We start from the raw sequence: 21,195 nt of genomic DNA on the forward strand, positions 1-21,195 counted from the left end.
ACTCCGGGTACCATGGGAAAGAACAGAATAATCAAAGCAATAAGCAGTGTCGTGAAACCACCTACGGGTGGTTTTTTTGTTTTTGTGCTCTATATTCACCATTGTTTCGCCATTCAGCTTCGCCATAAAAAAGAGGGCATTACTGCCCCCCGACGACCGGAACAACTGAAATTCTTCGATTATATCTCGCTGTTTGCGAGGCGTTTTTATGACCTGAAATTTCCTGCTTCTCACTTAACGTACCTTCAAGATCAGAAATTCCTTTGGCTTTTAGATCATGAAAAGTGAACTGGAAATCAAGGTCTGGATATTTTTCAGCAGCAAGTTTTTTAGTCTTCATCCATTGCGCATTAAAAGCATCGCGTGTGTATCGCAGACCTGATGGCTGGTGGATGACAAAAATACTTACCATCCCGCTGTTAAGAGGAATGCTGTCAGCAAGATTAACGGCATCCTCCAGACGTTTTGTCCAGGCCTTGATCTGGCTAACTGCGGTTTTACTCTGCTGAATTAAAATTCCTTCGCTCAATAATTGACTCTTTTTGAGGTCAAGAATGTCTCCCTGGCGGGCGCAACATAGATATGCCAACTCCATTGCAACTTTTACGGGAATAGAAGCAACGCTATAAAGTGCATCATATTCCCTATCGCTAATATAACGGGTACGAGCCTGCTCTTTAAATTGCTTCACTCCCTGGCAAGGATTCATCTTCACCTTTCCTCGTTCGTATGCCCACCGAAACACCCTGGACATAAATGCTTTCTCGCGGTTTGCCTGAACTCTGCTCTTAACACCTCGTTTATCCATGTATTTTCTGATGTGCTCTGGCTTAATGTTATCCGGCTTCATTTTCCCGAAGACAACATTTACCTTTGAACCATATTTTCTGTAGTCTTTACGTGTTTCAGTTGCTAACTCGTGGAAATCACCGGAATTAAAGAACTCTTCACAAAGTGCGTTGAAGTTCGTACCAACTTTTAAATCGTTTATGAAGTTTTCGTAAGCTGCCCATACCTGCGATTTTGTTAGCTCAGGATTGCACAACCTGATGGTACGACCATCTGTGGTACGAAACTCATAAGCAGATTTTCCCCGGCGAACGCGGGGAGGCATCCAGTTATCATCAGGATTTTTGCGAGCTCTAGACATTACATATCCTTAAAGTTTGGTTCTTCTTCCTCTGGATTGCTAACTATCAACTTAAGGCCAACTGGGTTTGATACATGATCCCATGTTGTTCCTGGTCTGCCGTCCTTACGTGGGATAAAAAATACTCCACTATCCCTCAGAGCTTTACACTGTAGGGAAGGGCGACGATAACCAGTTAATTGATAGAGGTCATCTGGAGTAAGAAAACGTTGGATTTGTCCGCTCATAGATAGTTCTCCACTTAAACCGGCTGCACCCGGTTACTTCATTCTGTAAGCACACGATGAACACCCGTGACGGGTTCCATCGTTGCAATTGCGACATAATGGATATTCTTTCGAACCCTTCCCATTTAGATGATGAAGTATCTCTACTGGCACCATTACCGGCATTGGTACACGAATCACCATGCTTCTTAGTTCAGCAATTTCGTTTGCCTGTTCGAACACTCGCGCCTTACAGTATTCAGCTTCAGATTTCCACCATGCCACATCCGATTTAAGGCGGCGCAAGCGCCGCTGTTTAAGTTTGCTGGCCATATTCAACCGCCGAATATCCACTGATTATTTGCATGTGCTTGAAAACGGCATGATGTATCTGGAAGTAATAATTCTTTAACTACCTGACCATTCTCCACAAAGTAGTAATCAGAATCGGTCACGTTGTTTATGAAAAATGCCTCCCGTTCTTGTTCGCTGAGGGTACTAATTATTTTCATCACTTTTTTACCAATCGGACGATAATCAGGATCAACCCCGGCGAGCATCGCAGCAGCAAAGTTATGATGACCGTCCATAAGGATAGTGTATTGCTTGCCGCGCAAAATCACGGGATACACAGAGACAATGAAGCGCTTAAATCGTATGGCGCGTTCAGCGACCTTTGCTTTATCAAGATAGCGTTGACTGCTGATTAGCTTTCCCTTGATCACGACTTCACCTCCTGCTTAGGTTCTGCTGGCAGTGGCATCCAGTGAGTTGGTTTGCAATAAACGCCACCACCATTTGGAAGCGATGCAAACCTAAACCATCCCTCTGTTTCATTTCGTTCCATGTAGCCAACCATCTGCTCTTTCTTATCAGCGCAGTAAACCTGCACATCAACATCGCGTTCCGGCATCCGCTCGCTTACCGGAATCCAGCCATCCGGAGTTACCGGAGAGTTGCCAGCCTGTTTGAAGTTTGGCTTCGCATCCTGAACCAGCAGGATGTAGCCATTCTTTGCCGTGTCCAGTTCAGATATTTCAGTTATAGTGCCGAAATAACGATGACCGGCATCTGCGTCACAGGTGCTGACGTCTACAGATACTTCCATGCCTTCGATTCTTTTAAGCAGCTCGCCAGTATCAATTGCTGGTTTAGCAGTAGGCGTGTTCATGTGGTTATTCCATGATCCAACTTCGTCCAGTTGTTCGGAATTACCGAACGACTGAAGCATGGCTGCTCGGCACGCAAACCATGCGGATTCAGCTATTGCGCCTAGATATTTTTTTGCTGATAAAGAGTACCCGTTATGTTGATAATTCTGTTCCCATTCACGACAGAACCACGAGTAGAAATTGTCATCAGCATCAGTTGGCACTGACTTTAATTCAGGCATATCTGGACCTTTGCGAATCGCTCTGGCAAGCTCGATTGGGTCATCGTACAACCAGTCACCTGTTTGCGGATGATTAGCCTCTGCCAGTTGAGCCGCCCACTCCAGACCGTCTTTGTGGCCTTGCAGATAGTCCAGCGGCAACTTATCACGATTACTTACAGGTTCGGTACCCTGAAGCATGGCGGCGCGCAACTTACTAGGTACATCAGCCCACACGCCGGAATAATAATTAGTGCTTGGGTCTGTATGCTCTAGAAGGTCTTCTATCGCTGAAGAAGCCATGCTCAATAGGTCATCATGCACCACCGTCGCTGGCGGGGCGCTGTAGAGTGCGATATGCGTATTGCTATTACAATAAGCTTCGTGGTCATTTGATAACCCTGATGTTCCGCATGATTCATAGATACCCTTATGTACATATCCATAAGGCTCCATGCTAGAGGATGCAATCGCCCCATCAATCACCTTCACAGCATCAGCCATTGCGTAGCCGAGATTACCGCCATCACTTTGTGCTGCTGCTTTGCTGAGTATTTCGCGTATCTGGTGCAGGCGATCGAGTGATACAGGACCGTGCGCCGGGTGGTTGTTCTGCACCTGTTTGTCGAGCGCTGTCATTGGGCTGCCTCCTGGTGGGCGCGATAACGTTCAATCATCTGGTCTGTCGCTGTACAACCGCACTCAGAGCAGGTGTCAATACCTCCACAATGAGTGCAGTGGTGCGCATCGCCTTTGCGAATCTGGGCGGCGAAGTGTTTTGACTGCCATCCAGCACTGTGGTTGTATGCCTTAACGTGTTCTCCAAACATTTCCACACCCTGCGCCCGCACTTCAGCCAGGAAAGCGTCGGTGTCCGGGGTTTCGATATCTCCACGCAGTATGTTAAATGCGATTAGCATCGCGCTTTCCGGGACATCTTCAGCAGCGTAAAATTCGTCCAGAGCTGACATCATAGTTTTCAATGACGGCTTGCTTTGCTTTAGCCCCGCATTCTCCGCCGCCAGCTCCCTGCACTTGCTCTCGGCGTTAGCGAGATGTACTGCCATGTCTGTGAGTTTCAGTTCCTGATTGTGAATAGTCGCGTCTGCTGCCCGGAACTCGCGCTGGGATTCCGTTAAATTTGAGCAGGCGTTTTGAATTGAGTAGGCCAAAATGGCAGTATCACGATCATCTGATTCTTCAGCTTTAACCTGCAACTTAACCGCCAGGCTGAAGAGATCAGCAATTTGAGTTTCTGTCATACGGTTATTGATCGTTTGCATTGGTATGTACCTGCTGAAGTTTGTGTTGTTTAACGAAGTGGGCCACTGCTTTTGACTGGCTGGCGATAATTTTTCTGTCACCTAGGTCGAGCGTGACGTTCTTACCGCGATAAATTATTGCCGAGCCGATTTCCTTGCCGTCCAGCTTCACATACAGCACTTTCCCGATAATCTCTGTCGTAGGGATTGGCTGTGAAAGGCGATAGGTTTCGCGAGCTTCTGAAATGGCTTTGTGTTCGTCGATAATTTCAAGCGCTTCAGCCAGTTCCGTGCCTTGCAAGGTGAACACGCCTTCATCGCTGATCGTCGCCATGGCCATTAACTCCACAAAACGGCGAGCAGTTTTAATGTTGAGTTCAGGCGCGATAGAACTGCGCGTAACCTTTGTTTTTCCCTGGGCGGCGGCTACTGCTTTATCATGCTGGAGAACCTCACCAGCCTGTTCGCCAAACTCGCGAACGCGGTCAACAGCAACATCAACAGATACGGCACCAGATTTAACTTCCTGCTGAACGTCATAATTAGCAGTACTCAGAGTGAGCAACTTTTCAACGGTCGCTACAGACTTATTGACCAGCTTTGCAATCTCGCTGGTGGTCTGGTTGAAAGCGTTATGAAGCTCCTGAATAACGGCGGCCTGTTCAATATCGGAAAGGGGGAGTTGGTTATTACTGGTCATGATGCGAGCCAGACGCTGCACATCGTTACCGTTAAACGGCATGATATGAATGCGGTCTACTGGCTTACCAGCTTCAGCACAACGTGCATAACAACGGCGACGGCGATGACCTTCAACAACCCACACACCACCTTCATCACGTGCAATAACCTCCAGTGGAGGAACGGTGCCACCGTTCATCAGATAGTTAAACAGGTCGTCATCTGCCTGGCGGGTGCGTTCGTCGTCCTCACGCTTATTGAAACCTTCACGTACGTGGATATTTTCAAGGCTGATAAACATCCCGGTATCGGTGCGCTTGATGGTCCCGTCACGGGACATCTGTTTGAATGAGTTAGCCATTGATAGAAACCTCGCCACTTTTCTCTTCGTGACGAATGTATGCGGCATAACTTTCTGCGCGTTCCGCTGTGAGTCTGTAGCTGCACTGCATGTTTACCGAACAACCTTTTTCATCGGCAAACTTGCGGTACAGGATGGCCATCTCATCAACGGCGATCGACTTAAACTCCTTAATCACAGAGTCGGTAACAGGCGTCAGTTCACGCAGTTCTCTCTGGGCTTCAAGCATATGCATATTGGTCGGTGATTTGGTATGACGTTCAACGATGCGGTCGCACTCTTTGGCCCAACAATTAACATCGTCGCGTAAAACGGTGTTCTCGATGGCCAGTGCTTTACGCTGTTCCATTGATTCGCACAGCGCGACACCCTGAACATCGTAGCGGTTCGCCAGTTCGGTCATGATCCCGCGGTAAGCAACCGGAAGGAGAGGGGCCGCTTTACGGGCTGCATCGATCAGTTGCTCTCTGGTCATACGTGGTTGTAACTCAGTGACGTTCTGTGTGGTCGTCATGGTTAGTTTCTCCGTGTTATATGCGCCCTGCACGGCGCTGAATTTTGGTTGCACGAATCCATCGCCAAAAGGCGAATAAAAGTTTGGGTTTCGTTTCAGTAAATGCCCCATGAAGAGGCACTTAGTGAAACGGGCGACTGCAATCGCCGGTTAGTTTCTCCACTCAATTGAAAGCGCGTTCCGCTGGTTTTGGATTTAACGAACTGGCACTTAATGACAAGGGACAGAACGCGCTTTCAGTTGAGTAAAAAGGGCGGTACCAGGGACTTCAAAGGTTGGTACTGGTACCGCCAAGACTCCACACAGCTTTCTTACTTCCTGGTACCACGCTGGCTACGTGATTTGGTTTGTGGTGGCTGGCGCTGATCTCCAGCTCAGTGGCTCGGTGTTTCAATATCGTAACCGCCCGTTCCATCCGCGTTCGATCAGTCCGTATGCTCGCTTAGAACGTTTCGCCTGCTTATCTTTTCTCAACCGTTTGACGGTCAGCCCCGTCATTCACCACAACGAAGAGAGCACTGCCGGTGTCCGAATTGAACGGACCTTTTCGTTGCCCATCACCGCCATCTATATAGCGGTGGCAAGAATTGAACCTGCCATTATGCCTTGCTCGTCAATGCTCTCATCGTTGTGTGCTGACCTTACAGCCAGCGTGGCTGGAATGAAGCCGCATAACGACTTTTCACCAACTAGGCAGGATCACCCTGAAAGAGCTGCCTCTTGATTCTTTCAGGCTCCCAATCTTTCCTGGTAGTCAATGCCTTCAGTTGGGCATGCAACCTTCGGTTATCGCTCCGTCGTCAGCGCCACTGTCCAGGACATTTAAAAGGACCGTCTCCAAGTGGTAACTCTTCCAGTCCCGGTAAGAACCCTGCGAGATGCTTACCGGGACCGCCTTATGCTCCATAAAAAGATGGCTGCCACAAAGTGTGGGAAGTGACAGGCATTACAGGATACCTAGGCTTCATCAGATGAATGAACAACAAATCATCCGACATGATTAATGTAGGATAACTTACCTTTTGCTGTCAATATTAAAAGTAGGAAAACTTACATGGAGGTGTAAAAATAAGCCGACATAGAAGTCGGCTTGGTTGAGTTAGAGGTCTGTAATAACTTGTCGAACGACACCAACGATTTTGCAGTTACCATTAACTTCAAGCACTCGATAGTTTGGATTCAAAGGTACGAGATACTTGATAGGACCATCGATAACAAATTTCTTCAAGGTGGCTTCAGTTGAACCCATTATTTGAGCAACAACTATTTTACCGTTAACTTCGTATGTGCTTCCGTAATCTGGATCTACTACAACCAATGAGCCTTCAGGGATGCTAGGGGCTCCATTTGGATTAGTCATTGAGTCACCACGAACTTTCAGAGCAAATCCCTCATTACAAAGATTTGCCGTCGTGTATATCCACTCATTAACGTCATCTGCTGTAACGGATTGCCCACTTTCAGTCCACTCGCCAGCCTGTACCCACGAAAGCACGGGGATTTTTTTAATTCCGAAAACTTCAGTTGGTTTAAAACCAGATACTTCAGCTTCTGGATCACCATTACCTGAAATTAGCCAATGAGGATTACATTTAAGAACAGCAGCTAACGCCTGGAGATTTGATCCACCAGGTTCATAGTCTCCGGATTCCCATCCGGTAACAGTTACTCTATTCACACCGACCAGCTTAGCTAGTACAGCCTGAGTGAGCTTCAGTTCTTTGCGTCTAGCGCGAATGCGTTCGTTCATTTTCATGTAGGCAATCCTACCATTTTATGATGTAGGAATCCTTGACCACATAATGTAAGATATCCTACTATCAAGTTGTTCCTTATCCTTACATTTGAGGTAAAAATGAAAAAAGATGATGTGATCTCTTACTTTGGAAGCGTCGGAAATGTCGCAAAAGCTCTTGGCATTTCACATGCGTCCGTTTCCGGTTGGGGAGACGTTATTCCTAAAGGCCGCGCCTTTGAAATTCAGGCATTGACTGATGAGAAATTGAAGGTGAACCCCGCGCTGTACATAAAGCCTACCCATTCTATGGCTAAAGCATAACTACCAAAGGAAAAACAAGATGGTAGAGCAAACACTGAAAGAAGTAGTGAAAGCAATGTGTAAGGCGTACCCCGGAGGCCGTCAGGCTATGGCTGGTGCGTTAGGAATGTCAGAAACCCAGTTCAACAACAACCTGTATGAGAAAAACGGATGCCGGTTCTTTGAAGTCACCGAGTTGGAAGCGATGGAGGACATTTCCAATACGTCATTCGTTGCTGACTACTTTGCCAAGCGTCGCGGCGCACTGCTGGTGGACGTACCAAGCCTGGAAGATCTGGACCGTGTTGACTTGTTCAGCCGTGCAATGCGCACAGCAGCTGCAAGAGGGCAGGTTGATCAAATTATCCAGAATGCGCTTGAGGATGGAGTGATTGAAAAGCATGAAGCTGAAGAGATTCAGGAACATCACCGCCGTCATCTTGCAGCGCGTGAAGAAGAAATCCGCGCGATTGTGGCCTTATTCAGCCGCCGTCAAAAGAAGTGACGCCAGCGAGTGTGCAGCTCCTGGCGTCGTGGCGTGTCGTATTCAGTGGAGAAACTAACGCATGAACAGTGTAACAACACAGTACCGCAGGTCGCAACTTATTGCTCGACCTATGCCGGGTGGAAAAGGTCCGGCGCAGTTCGTGTATGGGGTAATGGTATCCGGATGCTTTGAGCCTGTCTGCTACCAGTTTGCCGATTGGGTTGTAGGTGATTTCAACGGCCAGGCGGAGAAGGTCGAATGCGAGCACTCAACAGACTGTTCAAAGACAGCTACGGCGTCCCAGTCAGGGTTATCCGGTGGGAGCCAGAAACTCAACGGGTTATATACCTGCGCGACGGATACAAGCATGAGTGCTTCAGTCCTCTCGAACAGTTTCAGCGTAAATTCAGGGAAATAGAGGGACAGAATGAGCCTGTTAATGACATCCCGGCCAATAGTAATAAATCCTGACCTTGCATACAGCATTGGCCTGAATGAGGCGATTGCTTTGCAGCAGATTAATTACTGGCTGCAAGAAACCAAATCAGGCATGGAAAGTGATGGTGTTCGCTGGATTTACAACACGACAGAACAGTGGCTGGAGCAATTCCCGTTCTGGTCTGAGTCGACCCTGAAGCGTACCTTCACCCGCCTGAAGACACTCGGCGTGCTCAAAATTGAGCAACTGAACAAGTCTCAACGCGACATGACCAACTTCTACACAATCAACTATGAAAGCGAGCTTTTAGATGAAGTCAAAGTGACCGAATCGAAGAGGTCAAAATGCGCTGTTCCATCAGGTCAAAATGACACGATGGAAGAAGTCAAAGTGACACGCTCCATCAGGTCAAAACGAACCGATGTCATCAGGTCAAAATGCACTGATGATCCTACAGAGAATACAACAGAGAGTACTACAGAGATTACAGGTAAAGACTCTTGTCCGGTTGCGGTGCAACCAGACCGAGATGTGTTGATTACTGATCAGGCTAAACAGGTTTTGGTTCACCTGAACCAGGTCACGAACTCACGCTACCAGGTTTCAACCACGTCAATGCAAAACATCCGAGCACGAATCGGCGAAGGGTTCACCGTTGATGAGTTGTCGCTGGTGGTGGATTACTGCAACGCGAAGTGGGGTGATGACCTGAAGATGTCTGATTACCTGCGACCACAGACGCTTTTCCAGCCGTCCAAGTTCCCGGGATATCTCAAGTCTGCAAATAACTGGGACAAAGCTGGCCGACCAGAACGAGTGAATGGCGAGTGGGCCCGCGAAGATGGCATCTTCAAACCCAGCTTCAAGAACACTGATTACAGCGCTATTCCACCAGGGTTCAGGGGGTAACGATGAGCATTCTGAAAACGGTCCAGATGTTTATTGCCATGAATCCCGGCTCCACGACCAGGGACATCATCGAAGGTCTGACCCAGTTCAGCCAGGACAGGCTCCAACTCGCCGTTTGCCGCCTGTATGGTTCTGGGCTGGCCACGCGTAAACGCGACGGTCGCCAATTCCGTTACTACGCAGAACCGCCAGCCGATTGCCACTTCGAGGTGTTTGAACCAACTGCTGAAGTCAGCGCCCTGATGGAAACGGCGAAAGGCCTGGAGTCGAAAGGTCTCTTTCACCGTGCTGCGACGATTTACATGGAGGCTTTCAGCGCATCAGCCATTGAATCAGAGCGAGCAGCAATACTGGCAGAACGTCAGCGCTGCCTTGGCCTGGCTAAACCAGCGGTTATTTCCGAAGACGGATGCTATCTGGCTGGCCGATTTTCGGGAGGTCGTTAATGGGCTATTCACTGATTTACGCTGATCCGCCGTGGGAATACGGAAACACCATCAGCAATGGTGCAGCGGAAAACCATTACGGCACGATGAAACTCATCGACATAAAACGCCTGCCTGTCTGGGAGCTGGCTGCGGAAGATTCCGTTCTGGCCATGTGGTTCACCGGTACACATACCCGTGAGGCGATCGAACTTGCTGAGGCATGGGGTTTTAAGGTTCGGACCATGAAGGGATTCACCTGGGTGAAGTTTAACTCACTGGCTGAGCAGCACATCAACAAAGCGCTTCAGGCTGGTGGAGTAGAGGACTTTTACGACTTCCTCGACCTGTTGAACGCTCAGACCCGAATGAACGGTGGTAACTATACCCGCGCCAATACCGAGGATCTGTTAATCGCCACCAGAGGGAAAGGTCTTGAGCGTCAGAATGCGAGCGTAAAACAGGTTATCTACAGCCCACTCAGCGAACACAGCCAGAAGCCAGCAGAAGCGCGTTACCGTCTGGAGCAATTATACGGCGATGTATCACGCATTGAGTTGTTCAGCCGCTGTTCGGCTCCCGGCTGGCATCACTGGGGAAATCAGGCAGAAAATCCTGATGTAATCATGTCACCTGGTTACGTTGGTAAGCCTGATGCGCTGCTGGAGGTGGCTTATGCAGGACGTTGAAGCACGTAACGCGCTTCGTAACATCGCCAGAAGATGCAACGAGGAAATAACCGCTAAACGCAAGGCTAACCCTGGTATGAATTGTGACGAAATAGCCAGGCCAATTTTTAACGGTGCCATGGGGATGGTTAAGCAGCTTGGCTTTACGCCATCTCATTTGTATCTCGAAGTCGGGATACTGAATAAGCGGATTAAGGAGCGCTGAAGTGAACAAACTTACCGTGAGACAAAGTGAAGTACTTGGTTCGATCGTGAACTATCAGCGCCGGTTTGGATTCCCTCCAACGATATGTGAACTGGCTGGGTTGATTGGTTGCTCATCACCGAATGCGGCAGCGGAGCATGTGAAGGCCATAGCGAAGAAGGGATATATCTCAGTTGCGCCAGGGGTTTCCAGGGGGATTACCGTTATTTCAGGAAATGATGAGACAGATGCGATATCGATCATCAAGTCACTCATTAATGGTGATAGTGATTCAAGAGAACGCGCCTTGTCATGGCTGGAAGCGAGAGGTGTCCAGCAATGAAATTAACGTTGCCATTCCCTCCGAGCGTAAACACATACTACCGAGCCCCAAACAAGGGTTCTCTGAAGGGGAAGCTCCTGATTAGTGAGCGTGGGAGAAAATACAGGAAGGCTGTTTATTCTTCTGTGTTATGGGCATATGGAGGTTTGCCAAGAGCAATCAACATTGATGTTGAAGTGAAAATTATCCTCTATCCGCCTGACAATAGACGCCGTGACTTGGACAACTACAACAAAGCTCTCTTCGATGCTCTTACCAATTCCCACGTATGGGAAGACGACCAGCAGGTAAAGCGGATGCTGATTGAATGGGGGCCAGTAGTTAAGCAGGGGGAAGTTGAAATAACGATAAGCAGATTCAAAACCCTGGCGGGTGCAGCCGCCTGATAAGTGGAGACAGAGCATGCAACAGATGAGTATAACAGTAACGTGTCCGACACATCATGCAGCGACAGTAGGGCAGCAGATCACCATGTCCAGCCGTGAGATTGCGAAGCTGGTCGACTCCCGGCACAGCAATGTCTGCGTAACGATAGAGCGCCTCATGAATTCCGGTGTGATTGGTGGGTATGCTGCATTGCAGTACACCCATCCCCAGAACGGGCAGACATACCATCACTACGAAGTGAACAAACGAGACAGCTATGTAATCGTTGCTCAATTATCGCCGGAGTTTACCGCCCGACTTGTTGACCGCTGGCAGGAACTGGAGAGAAACGGCGGAATGATTGTTCCCCGGTCACTTCCTGAGGCCCTGCGCCTTGCTGCTGATCTGGCAGAACAGAAACAGCGCCTGAGTGAAGAACTGGCAGTAGCCGCGCCGAAAGCTGAGTTCGTCGATCGTTATGTGACTGCGACTGGTTCAATGACATTCCGGCAGGTTGCCAAGCTGCTTAACGCCAAAGAGCCGGAGTTTGCGATGTTCCTGATTGAGAACGGCATCATGTACCGGCTTAACCGTGTTCTCACACCAAAGAGCAAGCATATCGAGGCTGGGCGCTTCGAGGTGAAGACAGGAACGACAAACCAGACAAATTACGCGTTTAATCAGTCCCGCTTCACCGCCAAGGGTGTTCGCTGGATTGGTGGCCTGTGGGCAGAGCATATTGCTAAGGGGCAGGTAGCGTGAGGGCATTACTGACACCTGAAGTGGCACCGATGACCGGGGTAGTGATATTTCGCCCAGGCAGTGAACTGATGCATCTGTTCAGACGTGGGCGTGTTCTTATAGAGCCACAGGCAGAGTCAATGGCTGAGTTACCGTCTGGCATGCTGCCGGAGACTGCTCAGGAGCTTCTGAACGATCCGTTAATGCGCGATGTCTTCGAAAATCAGAAGGTCATACATCGTGCTGGTGGACTGAATTCACTTGATGCCTGGCTCGAAAGAAAACTGGAATGTCAGTACCCACACAGCGAGTGGCACGATCGTAACTACACCATCACCCGGCATGCGCCTGGCTCAATCCGCACGTGCTGGGGCTGTGACTTAAAAATTCGTGATCAGTTCACTGAAGGTCTGTCGGGCATAGCCCGTGAAAACCTGGTATCCTGGCTACTGAAGGTTGTAAACGGACAATTAGGTTTCAGTGAGAACCACATTCTGACGCTGCCGGAGTTTTGCTGGTGGATGGTCAGGAACGACCTGGCTGACGAGATACCTGAAGCCGTAGCCCATAAAGCTCTTCGTCTGAAGGAAGATACTCACCTGTCGGTAACACGTGAAAGCGATATTGTTCCGGCATTACCCGCCCAACAACTGGTACAGGAGAAAGCGAAAAAGATAGTGGCGATGAAGGTAGACCCGGAGACGCCGGAATCCTTCATGCTTAAACCCAAGCGTCGCCGCTGGGTGAATGAGAAATACACGAGATGGGTTAAGGCCCAGCCGTGCGTCTGCTGTAACAAGCAAGCTGACGACCCCCACCACCTGATTGGCCACGGGCAGGGTGGAATGGGTACAAAGGCACACGACCTGTTTGTGATTCCTCTGTGCAGAGAGCATCACGACGAGTTGCATGCTGATCCTGTGGCATTTGAAGCGAAATACGGTGACCAGTTAGTCCTTGTGTTTCGGGTTATAGATCGTGCGCTTGCAATCGGCGTACTGGCGTAAGTGGAGAACGCTAAATGATTAATCCTTCTGAAGTTGGTAAATCTGGTGAAATGGTTCGTCTTCGTACTCTGGAAAGCATCTGGATACAGGGTAAGTTGCGCATGTGGGGCCGCTGGTCTTATATCGGCGGCGGTAGTGGTGGGAACATGTTTAACCAGCTACTGGCATCCGGAAAAATCACCAAAACGGCAATTAACGAAGCGCTACGCCGGATGAAGAAAGCAGGTATCAGCAAATCCGAACTGGAAGCGTTCTTCAAAGAGATCCTCGAAGGCAAAAACAAAAGCGGGCTGGCGTTCTGCACTGATGAAGAGGCGCTTAAAATTGACTCTGTGCTTAGTGCCGAGCTTCTACGCGCTGACAATAAGCGGCTGTATGACCTGATTAAAGATCGGTATGTATATCGAATGAGCAAGAAAGCCATGGCCAGAGCGCTTAATGAAAAGCACCCGGAATGGTGTTTGAGAACGTGTGAAAGCCGAATTGATGTTTGGCTCAATATTGCAGAATCGACGCTATACAGACCAATGTGTGACACATTCGATACAAATGGTGACAGGTTTTACTTGAATGATTGCGCGGGAAATGCTTAAATTGTGTTAAGCTCGGGACGTTAAACCGAACTGAGCAACAAACGTAAGAACCCGCCACTGAGCGGGTTTTTTGTTATAACCACCTGTTTTATATACTCCGACCTATTGTAATATGCAGCATTCACATAGGAGGGGTTATGGACTGGCAGGGCATTCCTTTTAAAATCATTGATACAGATTCGGTACAGAATACATTTCTTAATGTAAGTCATATCCCAGAAATTGTTTTAAAAACTGGATTTTCTTGGGATGCGCTAATTTCAGGTTTGGTTGCTGGAGCTATCCCGGCAATTGTTGCTATTGCTGCTATGCGTACTAACTCAAAAAATATACAAGCTGAGCGGATACATCAGTTAGAGTTAGCTAATAAAAATATTAATATGCAAATTACTGCAGCCTCTCGCCAGGTTTGGATAAATGATTTAAGAGAGTCCGCATCTAAATTTTTAGGAGAGTTTACAGCCGCTATAAATTCTAATAACGCACTGGCTTATGAATTTAATGAGGGAAATCAAGGTACTGATGTCTTTAATAAACACTATGACGACCATGGTAGATCTATTAATGAATTAGCTATGCTTATCGCAAAAATAACTTTACTGTTAAACCCTGATGAAGACGAATCCAAAAAAGTAATTGATGTAATTGAGAAAATAAAAAATTTCGTGAATTCTGAAAGCGATGATTATCATAATATTGATATCGATGATAGTGAATCATTAAGATATGAATTTAGAGTTAGTATCTATAAAGTGATTAAAAATGAGTGGGGAAAACTAAAAGGCACTAACAGTTAGATTTATAAATAATTGTTCTGAAATTATGTTCTTAAACATTTACTCAGTCTCTAGCTTAACGCTAGGGATTTTCATTTTCATGCTTGGGGAGTCACTCCTAACTTACCTTTTGACATAAGAACCCGCGAGCCTGATCCCTTTCTAACACACAGCACCCGCCACGCAGCGAGGTGAGAGTATGTATCGCATGGACAAACTAACGACTGGTATTTCCTATGGCGCGTCAGGAGGTAGCGCGCTGTTCTGGTTCAAGAGGCTTCTTGATGGATATACACCAGAACAGTGGGCTGCGATTGGCGTCATGGGTAGCTTGATGTTTGGCCTCCTAACCTTCCTGACGAACCTGTATTTCAAAATTAAAGAGGATCGGCGTAAGGCCGCACGAGGTGAGTAATGGCTTCAAAAGCGAAACTCAGCGCCGCCGTGCTCGGGCTGGTTCTAGCTGGTGCGCCAGCGTCGGTGATTCTCGACCAGTTTCTCGATGAGAAAGAGGGAAACAGCCTGACAGCATACCGGGATGGCGGTGGAATATGGACGATTTGCCGCGGCGCCACGATGGTCGATGGTAAGCCAGTAGTTCAGGGCATGAAGCTGTCTGCTGAAAAATGCGCCCAAGTGAACGCCATAGAACGCGACAAGGCGCTGGCGTGGGTTGAGCGAAATATCAAGGTACCGCTGACCGAACCACAGAAAGCCGGGATCGCATCTTTCTGCCCATATAACATCGGCCCCGGAAAATGTTTCCCGTCTACGTTCTATAAGCGAATAAATGCTGGCGACCGTGAAGGTGCCTGTGAAGCGATCCGTTGGTGGATTAAAGACGGCGGCCGCGATTGTCGCCTGACCAAAGGCCAGAAAAATGGGTGCTATGGTCAGGTAGAGCGGCGAGACCAGGAAAGCGCGTTGACGTGCTGGGGAATAGACCAGTGAGTCGACTAACAACCATCATCATTACTGTGGTCATCTGCATAATCGTATCGCTAGGCTGGGCCGTTAACCACTATCGCGACAACGCCACCGAATACAAGAAACAGCGTGATGAGAAAATACAGGCGCTTAATCTGGCTAACGCCACCATCACCGACATGACAACCCGGCAACGCGATGTTGCTGCACTGGATGCCAAATATACGAAGGACTTAGCAGATGCGAAAAAGCAGCTTGATGATCTGCAGCGTTGTGTTCGCACTGGCAAGTGTGGGCTGCAAGTCAACGCAAAATGTCCAGCGAACGGTCCGGCCGGCGCCAGCGGCATGGTCGATGCTTCCAGCCCCCGACTTACTGACTCCGCTGAACGGGATTATTTCACCCTCAGAGAGCGAATCATCACCGTGACTAAGCAGGTTGGTTATTTGCAGGAATACATCAAACAACAGTGCTTGAAATAAGTTGTTAATATGGTAACCAGGTGGTATTTTTTAGTTAGGTGTGAGGTTTGCGCCTAAGCTCCTTTAAATCATTCGCTGAAGAAGCGAAAATTCCGTGGCCTCGATATTGTCGGGGCTTTTTTGTATCTGCATTTCACTGTGCACCGCAGCGCACTCAAACCACGTCGAACCAAACCTTTTGAAATGAGCCTTTGAGGGAGTCAGTTAGTGCTGGCGAGCCTCGACGGGCTGATTTCCTATGCGGCAAAGGTTCATCTCAAAGTAAGGTATACGCTATGAACTACCCAACAGTTGTTAACGGCATCGATTTCCGAGACCTAATTTTTGTAGCAAACAACGATCCAGTTACCGATTCGTTTATGGTGGCGAAAGCATTCGGTAAGTTGTCGAAAAACGTAGTCCGCGATATTGAACGGACCATTGACGCTTGCCCACCAGAGTTTGATACAAAGCTCAACTTTGAGCTTTGCTATAAAAACAATGAGTTACAGAATGGAAAACCGCAGAAATTCTACCGACTCCGCAAGGATGGATTGATACTTCTTGTCATGTCTTACACCAAGAAAGAAGCCATGCGGATCAAAATTGCCTACATCAACGCTTTCAATTGGATGTATGCGATGCTTCAAGTTGGCTGGCGTCAGTTTGAAGAAGAACGAAATGCGGTAATGCTGGAGTTCATGAAGGAGAAGGATGTGGCCAGTATGTCAGGCCGTCTCCTGAATCGTTGGGGCAGGGTGAAAAAGCCCCTCCTACTTGCAAAGATTGAGAGACTCGAAAAGCAAGGACAGATCCCGCTTCCCGGATTCACCAAAGCACTCACCGAATAAAGGTTTCCATGAGCAGCCTTTTTTGTACTCATTACAAAGCTCATCTGCGGGTGGGCTTGATAATGGAAAATGTAAAGGCCGACTCTTTATGATACCTTCCCTCAGTAAAAATATGGTTTATTTAGGGGAATGTGATGAGTGAGTATCTTAGAATCGGAATTCAGCTTCTGTTTGATGGCTTTTTTACATACCGAGCAGCACAAAGGCAACAGGCATTGGAGAAAGTCCACACCTTAAATAAGGTGTTGATAGACAATAAAATTTATCTTGCTGAATGTGCCGATGGTAAGGATAGATGCAATTCCACAGAACGAAATTTATCTACCGAGTGGAGCAGGGTGGGGGATTTGATCCAGGGTGACTCACCAGAACTTGCTGCATATTGTCGTAATAAGTCGGACTACTGGACTAACCCGGAAGGTCATAGTCGTGAAAAAGTTGAAGCGCTTGGTATTACTATCGACATGCTTGAAAAGCAGATTGATAAATTGAAAGCCAGCATGCTCTAAATGAATCTCTAAACCTTAATTTGGCCGCCTTCGGGCGGTTTTTTATTACCATCATCATGTGCGTTATCACAGGCATTCGCTGAGTGCCTGTGATAGTGCTACATTAACCCCCATGCTATGTTGATGGGGGTTATCATGGAAAGAGGTGTTGTTTTTAGCGCGCGTGAAATTTTACAAACAGAGAATGGAGATGGATTTCAGTCTGGAAAGCAGATTACAGCTGAGGAACTTAACTATCTAGTGCTGTATTGGGATCGACTTGTTTCTCCGACCAACAACATTATTCATTTCTCTCTTATCAATGAAGAGGAATTGATTAAGTGCGGTATTCTCAGTAGACCACGGTTTGTACAAAATGGATTAATTGATGGTCAAGTAATGACTGAATTCCATGCTAAAACCCATGCCTTAACCTTGAATACTCTTAGACAAAGTGAAGGTGTGGTTGACTGGCGAATGCATTTCCTTAATGAACAAATTTCAATTCATCAAGAAGATTCAGAGCAGAGAGAGGTCCTCAGATTTGAATTAGCTGACCTTTTGCCTGTTCCACAAAAGGATACTCCTTTACATGAAATATTGGAGTTTAAAGAACGACGTTCAGATGAATTGATGGCATTACATGGTTATTTAGATGAACTCTATACAGAGGTTTTACGATCAGGTGATTTTAACTTGCAAAGAGCTAAGGCTATCTCTGGGTTAAGAAAATCACTTCAGGATATAAACGAACTTAATAATCAAGGGTGGAGGAGTCCTCTTAAATTCAATCTTTCATCATCATTTGAATTTGATTTCAATCAAATTTACTCAGGTGCAGTAACTACATATGCTGCAATGAAATCCCCCCATCCATTAGAGGTATTATGCGTTGGAGGTATAGTTACACTATTTGGTGGGTTCATTAAGGTTCGACCTCAAATTCAAAGCGTTTTAAAAAATGGTGATGCTAAGCTGGCTTATTTGACAAGAGCTAAAAAAGAAGGGATTGTCTTTAAAAATTAAATAATACATTTAAATTTCACAATAATTATTAGCCACTAGCATTCGCTGGTGGTTTTTTATGAGCACTGTACGTACACAACAAAGAGAGTCTTTCAGTAGTGAGCCTGGGTGATGCCGTTAGGTTGCGTTTACCTCTCGGGCGGCATTGCCATGCGACAGGATCACGTCTAAAAGGAAACGCATATGAGACTTACAGTTCTGGATGATGATCCAGGAAGAAAGATTGACCTGCGCAAAGAGCGGTACCTGGTGTTAGTTGATGGTAAAGAGATAAAACATGTTTTCACCGCTGACGATGAAAAAGGCGAAGTTATTGCAGCAGAACTTGGTCCTGACGGATTTATGGTTGTAGATAACGGAGAAGTGAAAAGGATAGCAATTCGCGGCACCGTTGAAATCAAACGCCTGGAATCCTAACGGAGTGCATATGCAAGTAACGATAGACGGTATTCAATATGCGCCTGTCAGCATTTCACGCTCCGCAATTGGAATCGCAATAACTACTCATAACAGGCCGGAAGTTCTTAAGCGTGCCATTGAGCAGCATATGAAGCATCTTCCATCTGGTGCGCTGGTGGTTGTGATAGACGATGGTTCAAATCCTGCCGCTGTTGTACCGGATAACGTGAATCTGGTTCGACATGACCAATCATGCGGTATTGTCGCTTCGAAGAACGCCAGCCTGACCGCGCTGGTGGACGCCGGGTGTGAGCATCTCTTTCTGTGGGATGATGATGCATGGCCAATCGCTGATAACTGGCATCTCCCTTACATCGAATCTCCAGAGCCGCATCTGGCTTATCAATTTCTCGATCTGGCTGGCCCACGAAAAATAAACGATATGACCGTCCTATATCGGGATGATAAGCATATCGCTTACACCGGGCAGCGCGGCGTTATGCTTTATTACCACCGCAGCGCCATTGATAAGGTTGGCGGCTTCGATCCGGTATACGGGCGTGGCATGTACGAGCATCCTGATCTGGCGCTTCGCATTCACAACGCAGGGTTATCGACCTGGGCGTTTGCGGATGTTGCGGGCTCTGAAAAGCTCATTCATTCGATGGATGAATACGAAGAGGGTGCGCGTTCAATTCCCCGACCTGAGCGTGAAGCGTTAGCAAAAGCTAATGCTGTTATTTATAGCGACAGACGCGATAACGGTTACACCGCATATGTTCCTTTCAGGAAACAGCGCAACGTGGTGATTACGGCATTGCTGACCAGCCAGAATGATCCACAACGTCAGGTAAGGATGAAAGCGTCTCCTGAGTTGGTTCAGGGATGGGCAACGTCTATTCGTGGCGCTGATGCAGTAGTACTGGCTGACGAATTGGATACAGCACCGAAAGGTGCAAACCTTTTCAAAGTGTCACCTTTGTCAATGAGTCCGTATTTCGCACGATGGCTGCATATTTATCAGTATCTGCGTGCTCATCCAGAGTATCGCCTTATCTGGTGTACTGATGGTACCGATGTCGAAATGCTTAGAGAGCCATGGGCAGAAATGCAGCCGGGTAAAATTTACGTGGGCTCAGAGCATAAGACGTATGCCGACGAATGGATGAAGTCCAATCACCACGGCAAAGCATATAGCGAGTTCATCGAGAAGCACATTGATGAACCGCTGCTCAACGCTGGACTACTTGGTGGTAGTCGTGACGATGTAATGGAGTTTGCTCACAGGATCATCAGACAGTATTACCTGATTGAAAGCCATCATTTCTGGAGGATGGAGACAGCTCGCCCCGCGCTGGTCGATATGGGTGCTTTCGGTATGGCTGCGAAGTCATTTGGCAATAGAGTCGTTACCGGCCCTAAGGTTCATACCATTTTTAAAACTGATGGTATCGGTAAGGAGTTCGCATGGTTTCGCCACAAGTAATGTTTGTGGTTATTGGTCATCATGTTCGCCGTAAACAGGCATTGATTTTGGCTGAATCTATTGGTGCAACCCTGATGATTGATACTGATGATCACGGTGCTAACTGGAATCATCGCCGCGCGCTGGAGTGGGCAGCCAATCAATCATGCCGTGTGGTAGTGCTTGAAGATGATGCTATGCCAGTTGCTGGTTTCTGCGAAAAGATTGCTGTATGGCTTGCACGTTATCCGGATGCACTGTGTTCATTTTATCTAGGCACTGGCCGTCCACCACAGTATCAACTGGAGATAGCATCAAAGCTAATAGCAGCTGATAAGGCCAGAGCTGACTTCATTACATTGCCGCGTCTTATTCATGGCGTCTGTTACAGCGTACCTCAGCAACATATCAAGAGAGTGCTGGATAAATGGAACCACAATAAAGCAGCAGACTATGCAGTCGGTGATGCTTACGGTGGCCCTGTTGTCTATCCATGCTACTCACTTGTTGACCACGCTGATGGACAGCCAGTAGAACCAGCCAGAGACAATCAGCCAAGAACAGAACGCCGCAGAGCATGGAGGTTACATGTCTAAGCTAAAGACACTACAGCCGCGCCTGAAAGCTATCGACACCCGAAGAATAAAGCCTGTCTATGGTGAGAATCGTCGAGTGAGTGGAAGCGCAAGGGTAAACCTTAAGCGTCGTATCTATGTGCGCGACGGTGGTCACTGCTGTATGTGTAATCAAGTAGTAGACCTGCATGACAGCGAGCTTGATCACCGCATAGCACTACAGTTCGGTGGTGACAACGATGAGAGCAACCTCTGGACGCTGTGCATTGATTGCCACTCAGGTAAGTCATCGCGCGAAGCATCAATGAACCAACCTGACAGTGAGGCTCTGAAGCTCTCTGTGCCGAAAGATAAATCGCAAGACGGCATCGTAATTATCTGACCAAACACCGGGGGGTATCAGTGGGTGTCAACGCCGATCGCGCTGGACACCGCGCCCCCTCTCACGCACAGAAAATTT

The 21,195-nt window shown here is 47.7% G+C and carries 31 protein-coding genes and 1 pseudogene; 23 read left to right on the forward strand and 9 right to left on the reverse strand.

Translation table 11 applies throughout. The annotated features are described in order from the left end of the window. Positions 1-139: 139 nt before the first annotated feature. The 8 genes and pseudogenes from OGY17_RS09215 to OGY17_RS09250 all read right to left on the reverse strand — a co-directional run bounded on the left by OGY17_RS09215 (position 140) and on the right by OGY17_RS09250 (position 7,302). On the reverse strand, positions 140-1,150 hold the full coding sequence (locus tag OGY17_RS09215) for a tyrosine-type recombinase/integrase (protein WP_113621812.1): 1,011 nt from the start codon (positions 1,148-1,150) through the stop codon (positions 140-142). After that, a complete protein-coding gene (locus OGY17_RS09220; RefSeq protein WP_065944714.1) occupies positions 1,150-1,377 on the reverse strand; it encodes a DUF4224 domain-containing protein in 228 nt (75 codons plus the stop codon). The genes OGY17_RS09215 and OGY17_RS09220 overlap by 1 nt, the downstream gene beginning before the upstream one ends. A 314-nt stretch (positions 1,378-1,691) precedes the next feature. Beyond that, positions 1,692-2,081: a chromosome partitioning protein ParB gene (locus tag OGY17_RS09225; protein ID WP_208488094.1), complete on the reverse strand. Its 390-nt coding sequence runs from the start codon at positions 2,079-2,081 to the stop codon at positions 1,692-1,694. After that, positions 2,078-2,479 (reverse strand): annotated as a pseudogene (locus tag OGY17_RS09230) (DUF551 domain-containing protein); the annotation flags it as partial. The gene OGY17_RS09225 and the pseudogene OGY17_RS09230, both read right to left, overlap by 4 nt. An 884-nt stretch (positions 2,480-3,363) precedes the next feature. Further along, positions 3,364-4,011: a hypothetical protein gene (locus tag OGY17_RS09235; protein ID WP_286606996.1), complete on the reverse strand. Its 648-nt coding sequence runs from the start codon at positions 4,009-4,011 to the stop codon at positions 3,364-3,366. Continuing rightward, positions 3,995-5,032 carry a ParB-like helix-turn-helix domain-containing protein gene (locus OGY17_RS09240; protein WP_286606998.1) on the reverse strand — a complete coding sequence of 346 codons (1,038 nt, stop codon included), beginning with the start codon at positions 5,030-5,032 and terminating at the stop codon, positions 3,995-3,997. Before OGY17_RS09240 ends, OGY17_RS09235 begins: the two co-directional genes overlap by 17 nt. After that, a complete protein-coding gene (locus OGY17_RS09245; RefSeq protein WP_286607000.1) occupies positions 5,025-5,546 on the reverse strand; it encodes a hypothetical protein in 522 nt (173 codons plus the stop codon). Before OGY17_RS09245 ends, OGY17_RS09240 begins: the two co-directional genes overlap by 8 nt. Before the next feature lie 1,099 nt (positions 5,547-6,645). After that, the gene (locus OGY17_RS09250) at positions 6,646-7,302 is read right to left on the reverse strand and encodes a LexA family protein (RefSeq protein WP_286607003.1); all 657 of its coding nucleotides are present in this window, start codon (positions 7,300-7,302) and stop codon (positions 6,646-6,648) included. 99 nt (positions 7,303-7,401) lie between these two features. Here OGY17_RS09250 and OGY17_RS09255 point away from each other — a divergent pair, with 99 nt between their 5' ends. Both OGY17_RS09255 and OGY17_RS09260 read left to right on the forward strand, forming a co-directional pair. Next, on the forward strand, positions 7,402-7,605 hold the full coding sequence (locus OGY17_RS09255; protein WP_003833999.1) for a Cro/CI family transcriptional regulator: 204 nt from the start codon (positions 7,402-7,404) through the stop codon (positions 7,603-7,605). Positions 7,606-7,624: 19 nt separating this feature from the next. Continuing rightward, positions 7,625-8,089 (forward strand): YmfL family putative regulatory protein, encoded by a 465-nt coding sequence (locus OGY17_RS09260; RefSeq protein WP_143114272.1) that lies wholly within the window; start codon positions 7,625-7,627, stop codon positions 8,087-8,089. Positions 8,090-8,272: 183 nt separating this feature from the next. Here the strand turns inward: OGY17_RS09260 and OGY17_RS09265 are convergent, their stop codons facing one another. After that, the gene (locus OGY17_RS09265; protein ID WP_286607472.1) at positions 8,273-8,440 is read right to left on the reverse strand and encodes a hypothetical protein; all 168 of its coding nucleotides are present in this window, start codon (positions 8,438-8,440) and stop codon (positions 8,273-8,275) included. On the opposite strand from OGY17_RS09265, the gene OGY17_RS09270 reads away from it, so the two are divergent. The 21 genes from OGY17_RS09270 (at position 8,384) to OGY17_RS09370 (ending at position 21,117) form a co-directional block, all read left to right on the forward strand. Then, entirely contained in the window at positions 8,384-8,542 is a 159-nt protein-coding gene (locus tag OGY17_RS09270) for a DUF4222 domain-containing protein (RefSeq protein WP_286607454.1), read from the forward strand. The genes OGY17_RS09265 and OGY17_RS09270 overlap by 57 nt on opposite strands. Then, positions 8,499-9,419, forward strand: a complete 921-nt coding sequence (locus tag OGY17_RS09275) for a conserved phage C-terminal domain-containing protein (protein ID WP_286607006.1) — start codon at positions 8,499-8,501, stop codon at positions 9,417-9,419. The genes OGY17_RS09270 and OGY17_RS09275 overlap by 44 nt, the downstream gene beginning before the upstream one ends. 2 nt (positions 9,420-9,421) lie before the next feature. Continuing rightward, entirely contained in the window at positions 9,422-9,865 is a 444-nt protein-coding gene (locus OGY17_RS09280) for a hypothetical protein (protein ID WP_286607008.1), read from the forward strand. Then, positions 9,865-10,533, forward strand: a complete 669-nt coding sequence (locus OGY17_RS09285) for an MT-A70 family methyltransferase (protein ID WP_265279729.1) — start codon at positions 9,865-9,867, stop codon at positions 10,531-10,533. The genes OGY17_RS09280 and OGY17_RS09285 overlap by 1 nt, the downstream gene beginning before the upstream one ends. Next, positions 10,520-10,738, forward strand: a complete 219-nt coding sequence (locus OGY17_RS09290) for a hypothetical protein (protein ID WP_003833987.1) — start codon at positions 10,520-10,522, stop codon at positions 10,736-10,738. Before OGY17_RS09285 ends, OGY17_RS09290 begins: the two co-directional genes overlap by 14 nt. A 1-nt stretch (position 10,739) precedes the next feature. Next, the gene (locus OGY17_RS09295; RefSeq protein ID WP_286607012.1) at positions 10,740-11,060 is read left to right on the forward strand and encodes a LexA family protein; all 321 of its coding nucleotides are present in this window, start codon (positions 10,740-10,742) and stop codon (positions 11,058-11,060) included. Then, complete coding sequence (locus OGY17_RS09300) at positions 11,057-11,446, forward strand: RusA family crossover junction endodeoxyribonuclease (RefSeq protein ID WP_151237309.1); 390 nt, start codon at positions 11,057-11,059, stop codon at positions 11,444-11,446. The genes OGY17_RS09295 and OGY17_RS09300 overlap by 4 nt, the downstream gene beginning before the upstream one ends. A 25-nt stretch (positions 11,447-11,471) precedes the next feature. Further along, positions 11,472-12,188, forward strand: a complete 717-nt coding sequence (locus tag OGY17_RS09305) for a phage antirepressor KilAC domain-containing protein (protein WP_048216418.1) — start codon at positions 11,472-11,474, stop codon at positions 12,186-12,188. After that, positions 12,185-13,174: a DUF968 domain-containing protein gene (locus OGY17_RS09310; protein WP_286607015.1), complete on the forward strand. Its 990-nt coding sequence runs from the start codon at positions 12,185-12,187 to the stop codon at positions 13,172-13,174. The genes OGY17_RS09305 and OGY17_RS09310 overlap by 4 nt, the downstream gene beginning before the upstream one ends. Positions 13,175-13,188: 14 nt before the next feature. Further along, the gene (locus OGY17_RS09315) at positions 13,189-13,767 is read left to right on the forward strand and encodes a DUF1133 family protein (RefSeq protein ID WP_286607016.1); all 579 of its coding nucleotides are present in this window, start codon (positions 13,189-13,191) and stop codon (positions 13,765-13,767) included. 137 nt (positions 13,768-13,904) lie between these two features. Next, complete coding sequence (locus tag OGY17_RS09320) at positions 13,905-14,564, forward strand: hypothetical protein (RefSeq protein WP_286607017.1); 660 nt, start codon at positions 13,905-13,907, stop codon at positions 14,562-14,564. Between the two features lie 178 nt (positions 14,565-14,742). After that, the gene (locus tag OGY17_RS09325; RefSeq protein ID WP_058657550.1) at positions 14,743-14,958 is read left to right on the forward strand and encodes a class II holin family protein; all 216 of its coding nucleotides are present in this window, start codon (positions 14,743-14,745) and stop codon (positions 14,956-14,958) included. Next, complete coding sequence (locus OGY17_RS09330) at positions 14,958-15,494, forward strand: lysozyme (protein ID WP_286607018.1); 537 nt, start codon at positions 14,958-14,960, stop codon at positions 15,492-15,494. Before OGY17_RS09325 ends, OGY17_RS09330 begins: the two co-directional genes overlap by 1 nt. After that, positions 15,491-15,952 carry a lysis protein gene (locus tag OGY17_RS09335; protein ID WP_286607020.1) on the forward strand — a complete coding sequence of 154 codons (462 nt, stop codon included), beginning with the start codon at positions 15,491-15,493 and terminating at the stop codon, positions 15,950-15,952. The genes OGY17_RS09330 and OGY17_RS09335 overlap by 4 nt, the downstream gene beginning before the upstream one ends. Positions 15,953-16,227: 275 nt before the next feature. Further along, complete coding sequence (locus OGY17_RS09340) at positions 16,228-16,782, forward strand: Rha family transcriptional regulator (protein ID WP_286607021.1); 555 nt, start codon at positions 16,228-16,230, stop codon at positions 16,780-16,782. 134 nt (positions 16,783-16,916) lie between these two features. Further along, positions 16,917-17,291, forward strand: a complete 375-nt coding sequence (locus tag OGY17_RS09345; RefSeq protein WP_286607022.1) for a hypothetical protein — start codon at positions 16,917-16,919, stop codon at positions 17,289-17,291. A 135-nt stretch (positions 17,292-17,426) separates the two neighbouring features. Then, positions 17,427-18,296 carry a DUF6236 family protein gene (locus tag OGY17_RS09350; RefSeq protein ID WP_286607024.1) on the forward strand — a complete coding sequence of 290 codons (870 nt, stop codon included), beginning with the start codon at positions 17,427-17,429 and terminating at the stop codon, positions 18,294-18,296. A gap of 183 nt (positions 18,297-18,479) precedes the next feature. Further along, positions 18,480-18,713 carry a hypothetical protein gene (locus tag OGY17_RS09355; RefSeq protein ID WP_096878848.1) on the forward strand — a complete coding sequence of 78 codons (234 nt, stop codon included), beginning with the start codon at positions 18,480-18,482 and terminating at the stop codon, positions 18,711-18,713. A 10-nt stretch (positions 18,714-18,723) separates the two neighbouring features. Next, positions 18,724-20,181, forward strand: coding sequence for a glycosyltransferase family 2 protein (locus OGY17_RS09360; RefSeq protein ID WP_286607025.1), 1,458 nt, complete (start codon positions 18,724-18,726; stop codon positions 20,179-20,181). Then, the gene (locus OGY17_RS09365; protein ID WP_286607026.1) at positions 20,163-20,756 is read left to right on the forward strand and encodes a hypothetical protein; all 594 of its coding nucleotides are present in this window, start codon (positions 20,163-20,165) and stop codon (positions 20,754-20,756) included. Before OGY17_RS09360 ends, OGY17_RS09365 begins: the two co-directional genes overlap by 19 nt. After that, positions 20,749-21,117, forward strand: a complete 369-nt coding sequence (locus OGY17_RS09370; protein ID WP_286607027.1) for an HNH endonuclease — start codon at positions 20,749-20,751, stop codon at positions 21,115-21,117. Before OGY17_RS09365 ends, OGY17_RS09370 begins: the two co-directional genes overlap by 8 nt. Positions 21,118-21,195 lie beyond the last annotated feature (78 nt).

Origin of the sequence: Citrobacter sp. Cpo126 (assembly GCF_030332445.1) — a bacterium.
In the GTDB taxonomy this organism is placed as follows: Bacteria; Pseudomonadota; Gammaproteobacteria; order Enterobacterales; family Enterobacteriaceae; genus Citrobacter; species Citrobacter portucalensis.